Source organism: Streptomyces sp. NPDC000348, from assembly GCF_042898795.1.
Taxonomy (GTDB): Bacteria; Actinomycetota; Actinomycetes; order Streptomycetales; family Streptomycetaceae; genus Streptomyces.
In genome coordinates this window covers 39,292-54,540 of record NZ_JBIAZD010000017.1, presented here as the reverse complement: position 1 = coordinate 54,540, position 15,249 = coordinate 39,292, and the positions used below count along the sequence as shown (strand labels likewise).

Annotated in this window: 14 protein-coding genes; 10 read left to right on the top strand and 4 right to left on the bottom strand. The window is 73.7% G+C overall.

Annotated elements, in window-relative coordinates; translation table 11 throughout:
* Positions 1-284: 284 nt before the first annotated feature.
* Complete coding sequence (locus ACFY3N_RS27985; protein WP_390819524.1) at positions 285-1,712, bottom strand: MFS transporter; 1,428 nt, start codon at positions 1,710-1,712, stop codon at positions 285-287.
* A 236-nt stretch (positions 1,713-1,948) separates the two neighbouring features.
* Between ACFY3N_RS27985 and ACFY3N_RS27980 the strand changes: the two genes are divergently transcribed.
* The 6 genes from ACFY3N_RS27980 to ACFY3N_RS27955 all read left to right on the top strand — a co-directional run bounded on the left by ACFY3N_RS27980 (position 1,949) and on the right by ACFY3N_RS27955 (position 7,044).
* Positions 1,949-3,682: an MFS transporter gene (locus ACFY3N_RS27980; protein WP_390819523.1), complete on the top strand. Its 1,734-nt coding sequence runs from the start codon at positions 1,949-1,951 to the stop codon at positions 3,680-3,682.
* 98 nt (positions 3,683-3,780) lie between these two features.
* Positions 3,781-4,431: a class I SAM-dependent methyltransferase gene (locus tag ACFY3N_RS27975; protein WP_390819522.1), complete on the top strand. Its 651-nt coding sequence runs from the start codon at positions 3,781-3,783 to the stop codon at positions 4,429-4,431.
* Positions 4,432-4,449: 18 nt separating this feature from the next.
* On the top strand, positions 4,450-5,385 hold the full coding sequence (locus ACFY3N_RS27970) for an N-acetylmuramoyl-L-alanine amidase (RefSeq protein ID WP_390819521.1): 936 nt from the start codon (positions 4,450-4,452) through the stop codon (positions 5,383-5,385).
* A gap of 155 nt (positions 5,386-5,540) precedes the next feature.
* The gene (locus ACFY3N_RS27965) at positions 5,541-6,368 is read left to right on the top strand and encodes a hypothetical protein (protein WP_390819520.1); all 828 of its coding nucleotides are present in this window, start codon (positions 5,541-5,543) and stop codon (positions 6,366-6,368) included.
* 93 nt (positions 6,369-6,461) lie between these two features.
* Positions 6,462-6,677: a DUF2249 domain-containing protein gene (locus tag ACFY3N_RS27960; RefSeq protein ID WP_390819519.1), complete on the top strand. Its 216-nt coding sequence runs from the start codon at positions 6,462-6,464 to the stop codon at positions 6,675-6,677.
* A gap of 73 nt (positions 6,678-6,750) precedes the next feature.
* Positions 6,751-7,044: a hypothetical protein gene (locus ACFY3N_RS27955; protein WP_390819518.1), complete on the top strand. Its 294-nt coding sequence runs from the start codon at positions 6,751-6,753 to the stop codon at positions 7,042-7,044.
* An 18-nt stretch (positions 7,045-7,062) separates the two neighbouring features.
* On the opposite strand, the gene ACFY3N_RS27950 is transcribed toward ACFY3N_RS27955, so the two are convergent.
* Genes ACFY3N_RS27950 through ACFY3N_RS27940 form a run of 3 tightly spaced genes read right to left on the bottom strand, consistent with a single transcriptional unit; the run spans position 7,063 to position 10,405 of the window.
* Positions 7,063-8,148: a prenyltransferase gene (locus tag ACFY3N_RS27950; RefSeq protein ID WP_390819517.1), complete on the bottom strand. Its 1,086-nt coding sequence runs from the start codon at positions 8,146-8,148 to the stop codon at positions 7,063-7,065.
* The gene (locus ACFY3N_RS27945; protein ID WP_390819516.1) at positions 8,145-8,891 is read right to left on the bottom strand and encodes a class I SAM-dependent methyltransferase; all 747 of its coding nucleotides are present in this window, start codon (positions 8,889-8,891) and stop codon (positions 8,145-8,147) included. The genes ACFY3N_RS27950 and ACFY3N_RS27945 overlap by 4 nt, the downstream gene beginning before the upstream one ends.
* Positions 8,885-10,405 carry a glycosyltransferase family 4 protein gene (locus ACFY3N_RS27940; RefSeq protein WP_390819515.1) on the bottom strand — a complete coding sequence of 507 codons (1,521 nt, stop codon included), beginning with the start codon at positions 10,403-10,405 and terminating at the stop codon, positions 8,885-8,887. Before ACFY3N_RS27940 ends, ACFY3N_RS27945 begins: the two co-directional genes overlap by 7 nt.
* Positions 10,406-10,611: 206 nt before the next feature.
* On the opposite strand from ACFY3N_RS27940, the gene ACFY3N_RS27935 reads away from it, so the two are divergent.
* From ACFY3N_RS27935 to ACFY3N_RS27920, 4 genes are all read left to right on the top strand, one after another.
* A complete protein-coding gene (locus ACFY3N_RS27935) occupies positions 10,612-11,316 on the top strand; it encodes a TetR family transcriptional regulator (protein ID WP_390819514.1) in 705 nt (234 codons plus the stop codon).
* Positions 11,317-11,536: 220 nt separating this feature from the next.
* Complete coding sequence (locus ACFY3N_RS27930) at positions 11,537-12,937, top strand: endo-1,4-beta-xylanase (RefSeq protein ID WP_390819513.1); 1,401 nt, start codon at positions 11,537-11,539, stop codon at positions 12,935-12,937.
* Between the two features lie 382 nt (positions 12,938-13,319).
* On the top strand, positions 13,320-14,546 hold the full coding sequence (locus ACFY3N_RS27925) for a prenyltransferase/squalene oxidase repeat-containing protein (protein WP_390819512.1): 1,227 nt from the start codon (positions 13,320-13,322) through the stop codon (positions 14,544-14,546).
* Positions 14,543-15,184: an SCO2322 family protein gene (locus ACFY3N_RS27920; protein ID WP_390819511.1), complete on the top strand. Its 642-nt coding sequence runs from the start codon at positions 14,543-14,545 to the stop codon at positions 15,182-15,184. Before ACFY3N_RS27925 ends, ACFY3N_RS27920 begins: the two co-directional genes overlap by 4 nt.
* Positions 15,185-15,249 lie beyond the last annotated feature (65 nt).

Sequence of the window (15,249 nt, the reverse complement as noted above, 5' to 3'; positions counted from 1 at the left end):
CGGGATCTGTGGCGGTGGCGTGTATTCCTCTACTGCGCGCGCCCCCCATATACGCCCCGCCGGGCCCCCCGCCGGGGGCGGGGGGGGCGGCCCCACCCCCCCGCCCCCCCCCCCCCCGGCTCGGTCGTGTTCGACCGTCGTATCGGCGAGCACCGGCGCTTCGCCCCGCGCGAGGGCGCCGACGTTCACCCGCACCGCACCGTCCCCGCGCCTCGTCGGTCCACAGCGGACCGTCGGCGTCGGCGGCCTCGGTGCGCGCGACGAGGACGGCCGCCTCCTCCTCGTCAGCGCACCGGCGTCCTCCGGGGCAGCCACAGCCACATCACCAGCGCGCCGGCCGCCAGCAGTGCCGTACTGGTGCGGAAGGCCAGGGCGTAGCCCTCCGTCAGGGACTGGGGGGTGCGGGCGGTGCCCGTGTGGGCCGCTGCGATCGTGGACATGATCGCGAGGCCCAGGGAGCCGCCCATCGTGCGGGAGGTGTTGACCAGCCCGGAGACCAGGCCGGCCTCCTCCGGCGCCGCACCGGACGTGGCCAGCGAGGCCAGCGGGGTGGCGGCGACGCCCGCGCCCAGCATCATCAGGACGCCGGGGAACATGATCGCGGTGAGGTACGCCCCGTCCGCGGTCATCGTCGACTGCCAGCCGAAGCCGGCCGTCGCGATCAGCGTGCCGAGCACGGCCACGGCGCGCGCTCCGGCCGCGCGCATCAGCCGGGGCGCGAGCTTGGAGCCGATGATCACGGCGAGCGAGCTCGGCACCAGGGCCAGTCCGGCCTCCAGCGGGGTGTAGCCGAGCACGTTCTGGGCGTACAGGGTCATGAAGAACCACATGCAGAACATGGCGGAGCCACTGATGAGCATCGCCACGTTCGCCGACGCCACCGACCGCAGCCGCAGCAGTCGGAGCGGCATCAGCGGGGCCTTGGCCCGTGCCTCGGCGAGGAGGAACAGGGCGAGGAGGACGAGTCCGGCGCACAGCGGCACCAGCGTGGCCGCCGCCGTCCAGCCCTCGGCCTCGGTCTGCGAGATGCCGTACGCGAGGGTGGCGAGGCCGGACGTCACCAGCAGCGCGCCCGGCAGGTCGAGCCGGCGTCCGTCCCCTGCCCGGCTCTCCGCGAGCCACCGGGCGGCCCCGGCCAGCACCAGCACGCCGACGGGTACGTTGATCAGCAGCACCCACCGCCACGACAGCGCGTCCACGAGCACCCCGCCGACGAACCCGCCGGCCGCGCCGCCGCCGGCCCCGACGGCCGTCCAGGTCGCTATGGCCCGGGCGCGGGCCGCGCCCTCCGGCACCGCCGAGGTGACGATGGTGAGCGTGGAGGGCGCCAGGACGGCCGCCCCGAGTCCCTGCACGGCCCGCGCCAGCAGCAGCTGCCGGCCCTCCTGGGCCAGTCCGCCGGCCAGCGAGGCCAGCGTGAACAGGCCGAGGCCGACGAGGAACATCCGCTTGCGCCCGTAGAGGTCGCCGGCGCGCCCGCCGAGCAGCATGAAACCGGCGAAGGCGATGGCGTACGCGTTCACCACCCACTGCAGGCCCTGCTCGTCGAGCGCCAGCCCGCCGCGCATGGACGGCAGGGCGACGTTCACCACCGAGATGTCGAGGACGACGAGGAACTGCCCGGCACAGGCGAGCGCCACCACCAGCCACGCGGGTGGTGAGGAGCGGGCGGACCTGCGGGCGGTGTCGGTGGTTTCGAGCATGTCCGCCATGCTCTCAACCGGCCCCCGCTCCGGCATCGGCTTTTCGTCCCACACCGGACTCGGTCCCCGGTCCTGGACCGCTCGCCGCCCCGGCCGGCCGGATCGGGCCGGCCGGGGCGGGTTCCCCGCTTGCCAAGGAACGGTCAAGAATTCGTTAGTGACCCGAAGCATCGGAATAGTTGCCTCGGTGTACGGGGTTCGGTCTGCACGTACCCCCGCACACGGCCGCCCCGGAGGCACCCTTCATGACGCAGACGACGACCGACCGTCCCTCCGGCAGAGCGGGCGGGGCCGTGGTCCCGGTGCTCGCCTTCGCGGGCATCGTTGTCGCGGTGATGCAGACCCTGCTGGTCCCGGTCGTCAAGGATCTGCCGCGGCTGCTGGACACCACCCCCTCCGACGCGACCTGGGTGCTGACCTCGACCCTGCTGTCCGGCGCCGTGGCCACCCCGATCATGGGCCGCCTCGGCGACCTCCACGGCAAGCGGCGCATGCTGGTCGCCAGCCTCGCGGTGATGGTGGCCGGCGCGCTGGTCAGCGCGTTCACCAGTGACCTGCTGCTGATGATCGCCGGCCGTACGCTGCAGGGCGTCGCGATGGGCGCCATCCCGCTCGGGATCGGCCTGATGCGCGACATGCTGCCGCGCGAGCGGCTGGGCTCGGCGATGGCCCTGATGAGCTCTTCCATAGGCGTCGGCGGCGGTCTCGCGCTGCCCGCCGCCGCGCTGGTCGCCCAGCACTCCGACTGGCACGTCCTCTACTTCGGCGCCGCCGGCCTCGGCGTCCTCGCGATCGCGCTCACCCTGGCCGTCGTACCGGAATCCCCGGTGCGCGCGAAGGGCTCCTTCGACCTGCCGGGCGCGCTGGGCCTGTCCGCCGGGCTGGTGCTGTTCCTGCTGCCCGTCTCCAAGGGCAGCGACTGGGGCTGGGCCTCCGGCACCACGCTGGCCCTGTTCGCCGCGGCGGTCGTGGTGCTCCTGCTCTGGGGCCTGATGGAACTGCGCGTCTCCGCGCCCCTGGTGGACCTGCGCACCACCGCCCGCCGCGAGGTCCTGCTCACCAACCTCGCGTCGATCATGGTCGGCGTCTCCTTCTTCGTCGTCTCCCTGGTCCTGCCCCAGCTGCTCCAGCTCCCCGCCGGCCACGGGCTCGGCCAGTCGATGGTGGTCGCGGGCCTGTGCGTGGCCCCGCTGGGCGTGACGATGATGTTCACGGCCCCCGTCTACGCCCGGCTGTCCGCCCGGTACGGCCCGAAGACCACCCTCATCCTCGGTCTGCTGGTCATCGCGGCCGGCTACGGCGGCGGCCTCGGCCTGATGGACGCCGCCTGGCAGACCGTCGTCACCTCGGTGGTCATCGGCGCGGGCATCGGCCTCGCCTACTCCTCCCTGCCCGCGCTGATCATCGGCGCGGTGCCGGCCTCGGAGACGGGCGCGGCGAACGGCCTCAACACCCTGATGCGGTCCATCGGCACGTCGGTGTCGAGCGCCGTCATCGGCATGGTGCTGGCGAACACGGCGGACATCGTGGGCGGGATGGAGATCCCGACCCGGCACGGCTTCCGGCTCTCCTTCCTGATCGCGACGGCGGCGGTGGCCGTGGGCCTGGTCCTGGCCCTGTTCCTGCCCTCCGGGCGTCCGTCGGCGCACCCGCGGCTGCGGGCGAGCAGCGAGGAGGACGCGAACCTGGAGCGCGCCCAGGCGGCCCTGCGCGGTTTCCGCGGCCGGGTCCTGGACGCGGCCGGCGTCCCCGTCGCCCGCGCCGAGGTCACCCTGACCGACCGCCACGGCCGTCCGGCCGGCGCCACGGTCTCCGGCGACGACGGCAGCTACTCCCTCGCCGTCCCCGCCGGGGGCGCGTACGTGCTGGCCGCCCGCGCCACCGGCCACGCCCCGCTCACCTCCCCGGCCCGCCACGAGGGCGACGCGCGTCCGGTCGACCTGGACCTGTCCCTGCCGGGCGAGGCGGTCTCCGCCTGACCCCCGTCACCCGGCGGTACCCCTGCCGGCCGGTCCGGCGGGGGGTACGGCAGCATGGGCCCGTGCACACACGTACGCCCTCAGGAGAGGCAAGCCCCATGTCGACGGCACCCGGGCCCGGGATCCTGGCCGCGTTCGAGGCGGCGAAGGGCTTCATGCCCCTGGACGAGGGCCTCGCCCTGTACGCGGCGGCGGCCGGGGCCGGCCGTCTCGGGCTGCCGCTCCTGGAGATCGGCACCTACTGCGGCCGCTCCACGGTCCTGCTCGCCGACGCGGCCCGCGCGGCCGGTGTCACCGCGCTCACCGTGGACCACCACCGCGGCAGCGAGGAGCAGCAGCCCGGCTGGGAGTACCACGACCCGGAGACGGTCGACCCCGAACTGGGCCTGATGGACACCCTCCCCACCTTCCGCCGCACCCTGCACCGGGCGGGCCTGGAGGACCACGTGGTGGCCCTGGTCGGCCGCTCCCCCCGGATCGCCGCCCTCTGGTCCTCCCCCCTCGCCCTCGTCTTCATCGACGGCGGCCACACCGACGAACACGCCACCGCCGACTACGAGGGCTGGGCCCCGCACGTCGCCGAGGGCGGTCTGCTCGTCATCCACGACGTCTTCCCCGACCCGGTGGACGAGTTCACCGGCCAGGCGCCGTACCGCGTCTACCTCCGGGCCCTCGCGTCCGGCGCGTTCACCGAGGTCTCGGCCACCGGGTCCCTGCGCGTACTGCGCCGTACCGGCGCGGGCACCTGACACCGCTAGGGTGGCCGCGTGTCGTACACAGGTCCCGGTTTCGATCCGCCCCAGCCACGGAGGTCCCGGCGCGGGCCCCTGACCGTGGCACTCGCCGCGCTGGTGCCGGGCGCGCTGCTCGGGTGGGCGGCGTACGCCGCGGTGGGCGGGTCCGGGGGCGACGGGGGGCCGGGGAGCGCCGCCGCCTCCCCCTCCGCTTCCGCCCCGTCCGGTACGTCGTCGCCGACGCCGTCCGCGCGTCCCGGGGACGAGAAGTCCGGCGCCTCCGCCGCCGCGGGCGGCCCCCTCGAGGGCAAGGTCGTCGTCATCGACCCCGGGCACAACCCGGACAACGTCGAGCACACCGCCGAGATCGGCCGCCAGGTGGACATCGGGACCCACCGCAAGGAGTGCGACACCACCGGCACCTCCACCAACGACGGTTACGCCGAGGCCGAGTTCACCCTCGACGTCGCCCACCGGGTGCGCGCGCTCCTCGAGCAGCAGGGCGCCACCGTGAAGTTGACCCAGGACGGGGACCGGCCGTTCGGCCCGTGCGTGGACGAGCGGGCCCGGATCGGCAACGAGGCGAAGGCCGACGCCGCCGTGTCGATCCACGCGGACGGCTCGGGCCCCGGCAACCGCGGCTTCCACGTGATCCTCCCCGGCGCCGTGCACGCCGGTGCCGCCGACACCCGCGCCATCGTCGGACCGTCGGGCGACCTCGGTACGCGCATCGCGGGCACCTTCGTCCGCGCCACCGGCAGCGCGCCCTCCAACTACGTCGGCGGTGGCACCGGTCTCGTCACGCGCGAGGACCTGGGCGGTCTCAATCTGTCAACGGTTCCCAAGGTGTTCATCGAGTGCGGCAACATGCGCGACAGCTCGGACGCGGCGCTGCTGACCAGCGGTGCCTGGCGGCAGAAGGCGGCGCGGGGGATCTCCGACGGAATCGTGAGTTTCCTGCGCGGGTAGGGACCGGCGCGCCGATCCGGGCGGACAGCCCGATCCTTCGGACGATAGTGTCGTCCGTACGATGAGGGGCCACCCCCGCGCTTCACACCGGGGCCTTCGGGCGACATGGTGACAGCGACGCCTCTTCCGACGAGACGACCTACGAAGGACCTGAAGTGAATATCCGCTCCCTCACTCGAGGCGACGGCGTGGTGCTCGGAGCAGCGGTATTGCTGTTCATCGCGTCGTTCCTCGACCTCTACTCCGTCGATGGCGCCCCCGACGGCTACGACCTCCCCAGCCTGTGGGGCAGCGGTCCGGTCGTGCTCGGAGTGGTGCTGGCCGGCCTCATCGGCGCCGCGCTCGTCGTCGTCGCCCGCGGCCTGCCGCAGCCGCCGAAGGTCGCGGGGCTCGACCTCGGCCAGTTCGGCGTCGCCTTCACGGTGTTCGCCGCCTGGAGCGCCCTCGGCAACATCTTCGACGTGGGCGGCGGCGTCGACAACATCGGCGGCGGTTCCTCGGACGGACCCGACGCCGGCACCGGTCTGATCCTGGCCCTCGTCGCCACGCTCGTCATGGCCGCCGCCGCCGTCGCCACCCCCCTGGTGCCCGCCCTCAAGGGTGCGCTCCTCCCGGCCGCCCGTCCCGCCGCCCCGCAGCCGTACGGGGCGCAGCCGCCCGGTGGTTACGGCTACCCGGGTGCGCAGCAGCCGGCCTCGTTCGGCGGTCAGCCGCAGCCGGGGCAGCCGCAGCAGCCCTTCGCGGGCCAGCCGCAGCCGGGCCAGCCCGCTCCGGCGCCCGCCGCGGACTTCTCGCCGTTCTGGTTCGCCGTGCCGGTGCCCCGTCCGCTGTTCCCGGAGGACGGCTCGCCCACGCCGATCGCCGAACTGGCCCCCGGCACCTGGTACCTGGCGGTCGAGCAGCGCGGTCCGGCCCTCGTCGCCCAGACCCAGGACGGCCGCCGCGGCGTCCTCCAGGACACCTCGGGCATCCAGCGCGGCTGACCGGTCCCGGCCCTTCCCTCGTCACGGCCCCCGCCCCACCGGGCGGGGGCCGTCGCCGTACGGCGGGACCCGTCACGGCCGGCCGACGCGGACGTGCCCGAACCCGACGTCCGGGATGTCCCGCACGCGCTGCGTCACGCCACGGTCCTCGGCGCGCTCGGGGCCGTGCCCGCCGGGCGGGCCCTGCTGCTCGTGGCGCCGCACGACCCGCTGCCGCGGCAGATCGAGGACCGGCACCCCGGTGTCTTCTCGGTGGAGTACCGGCAGCGCGGCCCAAAGGCGTGGCGCCTGCTGCTCACCCACCGCTGAACCCACGCCGAACTTCCGCACCGGCCCCGGGAGTTCCGGGTTTCAACCCGGCTTTCGGGGCCAGTCGGAAAGCATGTCCCCTCGATATCGCACTGGTTCCAACTCCGCAGGGACGGTCGTCGCGGTGATCGCGGACATCATGGCCGTCATCCTCGGACTGTGGATCCTGATGTATTTGCTGGACGCCAACCGGGGCAACGACCTGGTGCGGTTCGTCCACGACGCGGCCAACTGGCTGGCCGCCTGGTCACGTGACCTCTTCACCTTCGACGAGGCCTGGGCCCGCGTGGTCGCCGGCTACGGACTCGCCGCCGTCGTCTACCTGTTCATCGGCCATGCCGTCGCCGGCCGCCTGCGCCGGTACTGAGGCCGGCGCCCGGCCGGTTCAGGTGAGCGCGCAGCAGTCCGGGTCCAGGCCCCTGGGCAGGCGGTCGCCGCCGAAGGTCGCGCAGGTGGCCTCGTGGCCGCCGAGGGCGGCGACCGCCAGCAGCAGTGAGCCGGCGGTCCAGGTGGTCAGCTCGCGCGGCCAGACCGCGTCGTCGTCGAAGACGTAGCCCGTCCAGTACAGGCCGCTCTCCGGATCGCGCAGGTGCTGGATCGACTGGAGCACCTCCAGCGCGCGGTCGGACTCGCCCATCGCCCAGAGGGCCAGGGCGAGTTCGGCCGACTCGCCGCCGGTCACCCACGGGTTGGGCACCACGCAGCGCACCCCGAGTCCGGGCACGACGAAGCGGTCCCAGCCCTCCTCGATGCGGGCCTTGGCCTCCGCGCCGGTGAGCGCGCCGCCGAGCACCGGGTAGTACCAGTCCATGGAGTAGCGGTCCTTGTCGAGGAACCGCTCCGGGTGGTGCCGGATCGCGTGCCGCAGCGCGCCCGCCGCCAACTCCCAGTCCGGCTGCGGCTCCTCGCGCTGCTCGGCGACGGCGAGCGCGCAGCGCAGCGCGTGGTGGACCGAGGAGGAGCCGGTGAGCAGCGCGTCCGCGGTGGGCGTGCCGTCGTCGTCGCGCCGCCAGCCGATCTGCCCGCCGGCCTGCTGCAGCCGCAGCACGAACTCGACCGCCGCGTACACCACCGGCCACATGCGGTCCAGGAACGTGTCGTCGCCGGTGGAGAGGTAGTGGTGCCACACGCCGACCGCGACGTAGGCGACGAAGTTGGTCTCCCGGCCGCGGTCGGTGACGTCGAGCGGGTCGCCGTCGGCGTAGGCCGCGTACCAGGAGCCGTCCGCCAACTGGTGCCGGGCCAGCCAGAGGTAGGCCCGCTCGGCGGCGGCGTGCTCGCCCGCCGCGTCCAGGGCCATCGCGGCCTCGACGTGGTCCCACGGGTCGAGGTGGTGCCCCCGGAACCAGGGGATCGCCCCGTCCTCCCGCTGCGCGGCGAGGATGCCGGCGACGGTCGCGGCGGCCTGGCCGGCCGTGAGCACCCCGGGCAGGACGAGGTGTTCCGTCCGAGGGGTCCGGGGGGTCGTCACGTGGCGTCCGCCTCGGCCTCGGCGCGCGGCAGGTGCGGCTTGGTCGCGTACGCCACGAAGCTCTTGCCGATCAGCGGGTTCAGCGCCTGCTCCGCGACCCGGGTGGCCAGCGGCTTCTTCATGATGTCCCAGACCAGCAGCTTGTGGTACGCCCGCACCGGCAGCGCCTTGTCGTTGTCCACGCCGAACGCGCACTTCAGCCACCAGTACGGCGAGTGCAGCGCGTGCGCGTGGTGGGTGCCGTACGGGCGCAGTCCGGCCCCGCGGATCTTCGCCAGGAGCTCGTCCGCCCGGTAGATGCGGATGTGGCCGCCCTCGACCTCGTGGTAGGCGTCGGAGAGCGTCCAGCACACCTTCTCCGGGCCGTAGCGCGGCACGGTGATCGCGATCCGGCCGCCGGGCCTGAGCACCCGCACCATCTCCGCGAGGACGCCCTTGTCGTCCGGGATGTGCTCCATCACCTCGGAGATGATGACGACGTCGAAGGACTCGTCGGGGAAGGGCAGGGCGAGGGCGTCGCCCTCCATGGCGGTGGCGGTGGCCCCGGCGGGCGCCTCCCCGGCCTCCTTCATCGCCGCGAACCACTTGGCGACCTCGCGGATCTCCTCGCCGTTCCGGTCCAGCGCCACGACCCGGGCGCCGCGCCGGTAGCACTCGAAGGCGTGCCGGCCGGCCCCGCAGCCGAGGTCCAGGACGCGGTCGCCCGGGGCGAGCGGGAACCGGGAGAAGTCGACGGTCAGCACGTGGCCCTGCTTTCGCGGTCGGAGGTGTCGGCTGCGTGCGCGGACACGGCGGCGGCCGTGTCCGCGAGGGTGTCGGGGCCGGCGTCCCCGGCGGCCGGGGCGCCCGCGCGGGCGGCGGCCCCGGAGCCGGAGCGGTGCGAAGGCGCGGCCGCCGGGCGGCCGTCCCCGGTGTCACGGTCCCCGCGGGCGGCGCCCGTGCCCCGGCCCGCGCGGGCCATCGCCTCGCGGTAGCGGGCCACCGTGCCCTGGGCCGCACGCGCCCAGGTGAAGTGCCGCAGCACCCGCTCCCGTCCGGCCGCCCCGAGCCGGGCGCGCAGCTCCGGGTCCCCGAGCAGCCGGGTCAGCGCGGCGGCCAGTGCCCCCGCGTCGCCGGGCGGTACGGCGAGACACGTCTCCCCGTCGGGGCCGGCCACCTCGGGAATCGCCCCGCCGGTCGTGGCGACCAGCGGGGTGCCCGTCGCCATGGCCTCGGCGGCCGGCAGGGAGAACCCCTCGTACAGCGACGGCACGCACGCGACCTGCGCCGACCGCACCAGGTCGACGAGTTCGGCGTCCGAGATGCCCTTGACGAACTCGACGGCGCCCTCGAGGCCGTACCGCTCCACGGCCTGCGCGACGGGCCCCTCGGCGGGCCGCTTGCCGACCACGACGAGATGGGCGCCGGGCTGCTCCGCCCGTACCTTCGCCAGTGCCTCGACGAGGAAGACCAGCCCCTTCAGCGGCACGTCCGCGCTGGACGTGGTCACGATCCGGCCCGGCACGACCGGCACCGACGGATCGGGCGCGAACAGGTCGGTGTCGGCGCCGATGTGGACGACGTGGACGCGGTCCCGCCGTACGCCGAGGTCGTCGACGATCTCCTGGCGGGAGCTGCCGGAGACGGTGAGCACGGACGGGAGGCGGCGCGCCACCCGCTTCTGCATCCGCGTGAAGGCGTACCAGCGGCGCACCGAGTAGCGCCGCTGCCAGTTCTCGGCGGCGGCCAGTTCCAGTCGGCGGTCGACGGTGATGGGGTGGTGGATGGTGGTCACCAGGGGGGCGCCGAGGTCGCCGAGCAGGCCGTAGCCGAGGGTCTGGTTGTCGTGGACGACGTCGAAGTCGCCGCGCCGGGCCCGCAGATGGCGGCGGGCGCGCAGGGAGAACGTCAGCGGCTCGGGGAAGCCGCCGGTCCACATCGTGCCGACCTCCAGCGCGTCGACCCAGTCGCGGTACTCGTCGCGCTTCGGGGTGCGGAAGGGGTCCGGCTGCCGGTAGAGGTCGAGGCTGGGCAGTTCGGTGAGGACCGGCCCGTCGTGGCCCCCGTCGAGGACGTCGAGGACGGGGTAGGGCTGGGCGCCGATGACCTCGACGCGATGTCCGAGGCGGGCGAGCTCGCGGGAGAGGTGGCGCACGTAGACGCCCTGCCCGCCGCAGAACGGGTTTCCCTTGTAGGTGAGGAGTGCGATGCGGAGCGGTCGCAAGCCGTCGGATGCGGGACCCTGCGAGGGCCCGGCCTGACTGGCCTCAGCGGTCACTCTGGGCCCCCTTCTCCCTGCACTGTCCCGCGAGATTACGCCGGGACGCTAATCTAGAACAAGTTTCAGAGTTGATCGTTCGGAGGATCCGAATCTACCGGCAGGTAGGGGTGCTGGCAGCAGTGGATCAGGTGATTCACGCCACGACGGACGGCATGCCATGCTGTCCGGTCATCCACCCTCACCGACTGTCACGGACGGGACCGATGCCTACGGAAGCCAACAGGGCCGAGGCGGCCAGGGCGGCCGCGGCGGACAGGGCGGGCAAGGCGGCGGCGACGGGAGCCGGCACCGCGCGGCCCGTCCCGGCCTCACCGCTCACCGAGCGCCAGGAGGCGCGTCGGCGCCGCATCCTGCGGGCCTGCGCGCAGCTGGCCGGCCGGGGCGGCTTCGACGCGGTGCAGATGCGCGAGGTCGCGGAGTCCTCCCAGGTGGCACTCGGCACGCTGTACCGCTACTTCCCGTCCAAGATCCATCTGCTGGTCGCGACCATGCAGGACCAGCTGGAGACCCTGCACGGCACGCTGCGGAAGAAGCCGCCGGCCGGTGCGACCCCGGCCGAGCGGGTCGCGGAGGCCCTGATGCGGGCCTTCCGCGCGCTCCAGCGGGAGCCGCACCTGGCCGACGCGATGGTGCGCGCCCTGACGTTCGCGGACCGCAGCGTCAGCCCGGAGGTCGACCAGGTCTCCCGGCAGACCACGAGGATCATCCTGGACGCCATGGAGCTCACCGACCCCACGCCCGAGCAGCTCTCGGCCGTCCGGGTCATCGGGCACACCTGGCACTCGACCCTGATCACCTGGCTCTCGGGCCGCGCCTCCATCGCCCAGGTCAGGATCGACATAGAGACGGCGTGCCGTCTGGTGGACCTGACGGCCCCGGAGAGCGCCGACGGCCACCGACAACCGTAGGCGAAACTTTCGAAAGCGTTCCGTCAATACTGACGGCGGGCTTTTGCTTTACAGGCCCTCACATGCCGAGGACTTCCGCCCTGTGTGAATGATTGACCGCCCTCCCGGTGACCCGTATCGTCTCCGCGGAAATTCGGAACCGAGTCCGAAACTTTCGTTCGACCGCACGGCAGCAATCCCACTCACCCGCAGCACGGGGCTCCACCGGAGAAGGGATGACATGCTCATGATCAGAAAGCGAGCGAGAGCGGGAGCCGGAGGCGGCGGCCCCGCACGCGGCCGACCGCGCGCCGCCCTCGGCGCCACCACCACCGCCCTGCTCACCGTCACCGCGCTCGCCGCGCTTCCCCAGACCACCGCCCACGCCGCCGACACCCTGGGCGCGGCGACGGCCGAGAAGGGCCGCTACTTCGGTGCCGCCGTCGCCGCGAACCACCTCGACGAGGCGCAGTACGCGGCCACGCTCGACCGCGAGTTCAACTCGGTGACGCCCGAGAACGAGATGAAGTGGGACGCCGTCGAGCCGAGCCGCGGCTCCTTCCTCTTCAGCCGCGCCGACCAGATCGTGAACCACGCCCGGAGCCAGGGCATGGACGTCCGCGGCCACACCCTGGTCTGGCACTCCCAGCTGCCGAGCTGGGTCTCCGGACTCGGCGCCACCGGCCTCCGGTCCGCGATGAACAACCACATCACCCAGGTCATGACCCACTACAAGGGTGAGATCCACTCCTGGGACGTGGTCAACGAGGCGTTCCAGGACGGGAGCAGCGGCGCCCGGCGCAACTCGCCCTTCCAGAGCAAGCTCGGCGACGGCTTCATCGAGGAGGCCTTCCGCACGGCCCGCGCGGCCGACCCGGCCGCCAAGCTCTGCTACAACGACTACAACACCGACGGCGTCAACGCGAAGAGCACCGCCGTCTACAACATGGTCAAGGACTTCAAGTCCCGTGGCGTCCCCATCGACTGCGTCGGCTTCCAGGGCCACTTCAACAGCAACTCGCCGGTCCCCTCCGACTTCCGGGCCAACCTCCAGCGCTTCGCCGACCTCGGGGTCGACGTGCAGATCACGGAGCTGGACATCGAGGGCTCGGGCCAGGCCCAGGCCACCAACTACGGCAACGTCGTACGGGCCTGCCTCGCGGTGACGCGCTGCACCGGCATCACCGTGTGGGGCATCCCGGACAAGTACTCGTGGCGGGCGAGCGGCACCCCCCTGCTGTTCGACAACAACTACAACAAGAAGCCCGCCTACGACGCCGTACTGAGCGCCCTGGGCGGCGCCCCCGGTGGCGGCCCCGGCGGTCCGGGCACGCCCGGAGCGGCCTGCACCGCCACCTCCACCACAGCGGAACAGTGGGGCGACGGTTACAACGGCAAGGTGACGATCACGGCGGGCAGTTCGCCGATCACCGCCTGGAGCGTGAACGTCACCATGACGGCCCCGCAGAAGGTCGTCTCCGTCTGGAACGGCTCACCCACCTGGGACAGCGGCGGCACCGTCATGACGGTGCGGTCCAGTTGGAACGGCACGCTCGCGGCCGGGGCCTCGACCAGCTTCGGCTTCACCGTGAACGGCGGTACGACACCCCCGCCGCAGGTCGGCGCCTGCACGGCGTCCTGACCCGGCCCACCCGCACCCGCATCCCTTTTCCGGGACTGCGGGTGCGGTGCGCGCCTCACGGCCCGCGTGACCCCACTCACCGAAGCCACCTCTTACCCCTTCCCTACGGGCGGGTAGAGTGTCGGCGTCGTCATCACACCGTACGGGGGGAAGCCGGTGCAATTCCGGCGCTGACCCTTCCCCAGGTCTCGACTTCGCTCGACCCGGGGAGACCCCTACCGTAAGCCGCCCCCGAGGCGGTGAGCCGGACCGCCCCGCACGGTTCGTGACCGGCTCACGTGCCCGGCGCTCCGCCGGCGCACGGCACCGTCGAGGCATACGGAGCCGAGCCGCCGGGGTGTCCCGCGCTGCCCGGCCCCCGCAGGGAAGGCACCCGCCGATCATGAATGTCCGCCGCAGCGCAGCGGTCCTGGCCGCCGTCGCCGTGATCGGCGCCGCCACTCCGGCCGTCGCCGACACCACCCCGTCCCCGTCGCCGTCCCGGGCGCTCCCCTCCGGCCTGTACGGCGACGGCGACCCGCAGTACGACGGCGTCTGGCGCCAGTCGCTCGCCCTGCTCGCCCAGCACACGGTCGGCGTCGAGCCGGCCGGGTCGGCCGTCGACTGGCTCACCGGGCAGCAGTGCGCCGACGGCTCCTTCGCCCCGTACCGCGCCGACCCCACCGGGGCGTGCGACGCGAAGACGACGGTCGACACCAACCAGACCGCCGCCGCCGTCCAGGCCCTCGCCGCGCTCGGCGGCCACGACGACGTGACGAAGAAGGCCGTCGACTGGCTGAAGTCCGCGCAGAACGAGGACGGCGGCTGGGGCTACCTGGCGGGTGGCGCCAGCGACACCAACTCCACCTCCGTCGTCATCGGCGCGCTCGCGGCCGCCGGTGAGAAGCCGGCCGAGGTGAAGAAGGACGGCAAGTCCCCCTACGACGCCCTGCTGAAGCTGGCGCTCCCCTGCGAGGGCGACGGCGCGGGCGCCTTCGCCTTCCAGCCGGACAAGAAGGGCGAGCTGGTCGCCAACGCGGACGCGACCGCGGCGGGCGTGCTCGGCTCGCTCGGCGCGGGCCTGGTCGTCGAGCCCGGCAAGGACGCGAAGGCGGCGGCCTCCTGCGAGAAGGCCGGCACCCCCGAGCAGGCCGCCGCCAACGGTGCCGCCCACCTCACCTCCGCCCTCGCCGAGAACGGCCACCTCACCTCCGCCCTCGCCGGCGCCGAGGACCGGCCCGACTACGGCAACACCGCCGACGCGGTGGTCGCGCTCGCCGCGCAGGGCTCCACGGAGCAGGCCGGCGCGTCCCTGGCCTGGCTGGAGGAGAACGCCGCCGACTGGGCGGCACAGAGCGGCCCCGCCGCCTACGCCCAGCTGATCTTCGCCGCGCACGCGACCGGCGCCGACCCGCGCGACTTCGGCGGCACGGACCTGGTGAAGCAGCTGGGCGCGACCGGCCCCGCCGCCGCCGAGAAGACCGCCGGGACGAAGAGCGACGACGAGGACGAGAAGAAGGACGAGTCCGGATCCGGCTTCGGCGTCTGGTGGTTCGTCGGCGTCTGCCTGGTCGCCGGCATCGGCATCGGCTTCCTGGTCAGCGGCCGTACGAAGCGGCAGCAGCCGTGATCCGCCGGGCCACCGTGCTGTTCCTGGCCGCGCTCCTGCCCCTGTCGGCGGGCGCGGGCCGGGCGCAGGCCGCCGGCTACCGCTACTGGTCGTTCTGGGAGCAGGACGGCACGGCGTGGACGTACGCCGACCAGGGCCCGTCCCTCGCCCGCCCCGCCGACGGCGACGTCCACGGCTTCCGCTTCTCCGTCAGCGAGGACTCCGCCGACGCGGCGAAGCCGCGTGGCACCGCCGACTTCGGCACCATCTGCGCGAAGACCCCGGCGGCCGACGGCAGGAAACGCGTGGCGCTGGTCATCGACTTCGGCACCCCCGCCGACGCCCCGTCCGGCGAAACCCCGCCGTCCGGCCGCACGGCCTGCGCCCGGGTCGCCGAGGACGCCACGACCGCCGAGGCCCTCGCCTCGGTCGCGAAGCCCCTCCGTTACGACACGAACGCCCTCCTCTGCGCGATAGCGGGCTACCCGGAGAAGGGCTGCGGAGAACAGGTCTCGGCGGAACAGCCCCCCGCTCCCGCAGAGGAGAGGACCGAGCCGGACGACTCGGGCGGCCCGTCGGTGGGCCTGGCAGCCGGAATCGCCGTGGTGGCCCTCCTAGGAGCAGCAGCCGTCTGGCAGACCCGCCGCCGTGCGTCGTAACCACGGGCAGTCGCATCCGCGTGACTGCGGGCAGTCGGGCCTCCCCCAGCGCCTCAAGGGCCTGG

Excerpts from the sequence above, each read along its gene's own strand:
- ACFY3N_RS27985 (WP_390819524.1), bottom strand. The coding sequence starts at position 1,712 with ATGGCGGACATGCTCGAAACCACCGACACCGCCCGCAGGTCCGCCCGC.
- ACFY3N_RS27980 (WP_390819523.1), top strand. The coding sequence starts at position 1,949 with ATGACGCAGACGACGACCGACCGTCCCTCCGGCAGAGCGGGCGGGGCC.
- ACFY3N_RS27975 (WP_390819522.1), top strand. The coding sequence starts at position 3,781 with ATGTCGACGGCACCCGGGCCCGGGATCCTGGCCGCGTTCGAGGCGGCG.
- ACFY3N_RS27955 (WP_390819518.1), top strand. The coding sequence starts at position 6,751 with ATGTCCCCTCGATATCGCACTGGTTCCAACTCCGCAGGGACGGTCGTC.
- ACFY3N_RS27935 (WP_390819514.1), top strand. The coding sequence starts at position 10,612 with ATGCCTACGGAAGCCAACAGGGCCGAGGCGGCCAGGGCGGCCGCGGCG.
- ACFY3N_RS27930 (WP_390819513.1), top strand. The coding sequence starts at position 11,537 with ATGCTCATGATCAGAAAGCGAGCGAGAGCGGGAGCCGGAGGCGGCGGC.
- ACFY3N_RS27925 (WP_390819512.1), top strand. The coding sequence starts at position 13,320 with ATGAATGTCCGCCGCAGCGCAGCGGTCCTGGCCGCCGTCGCCGTGATC.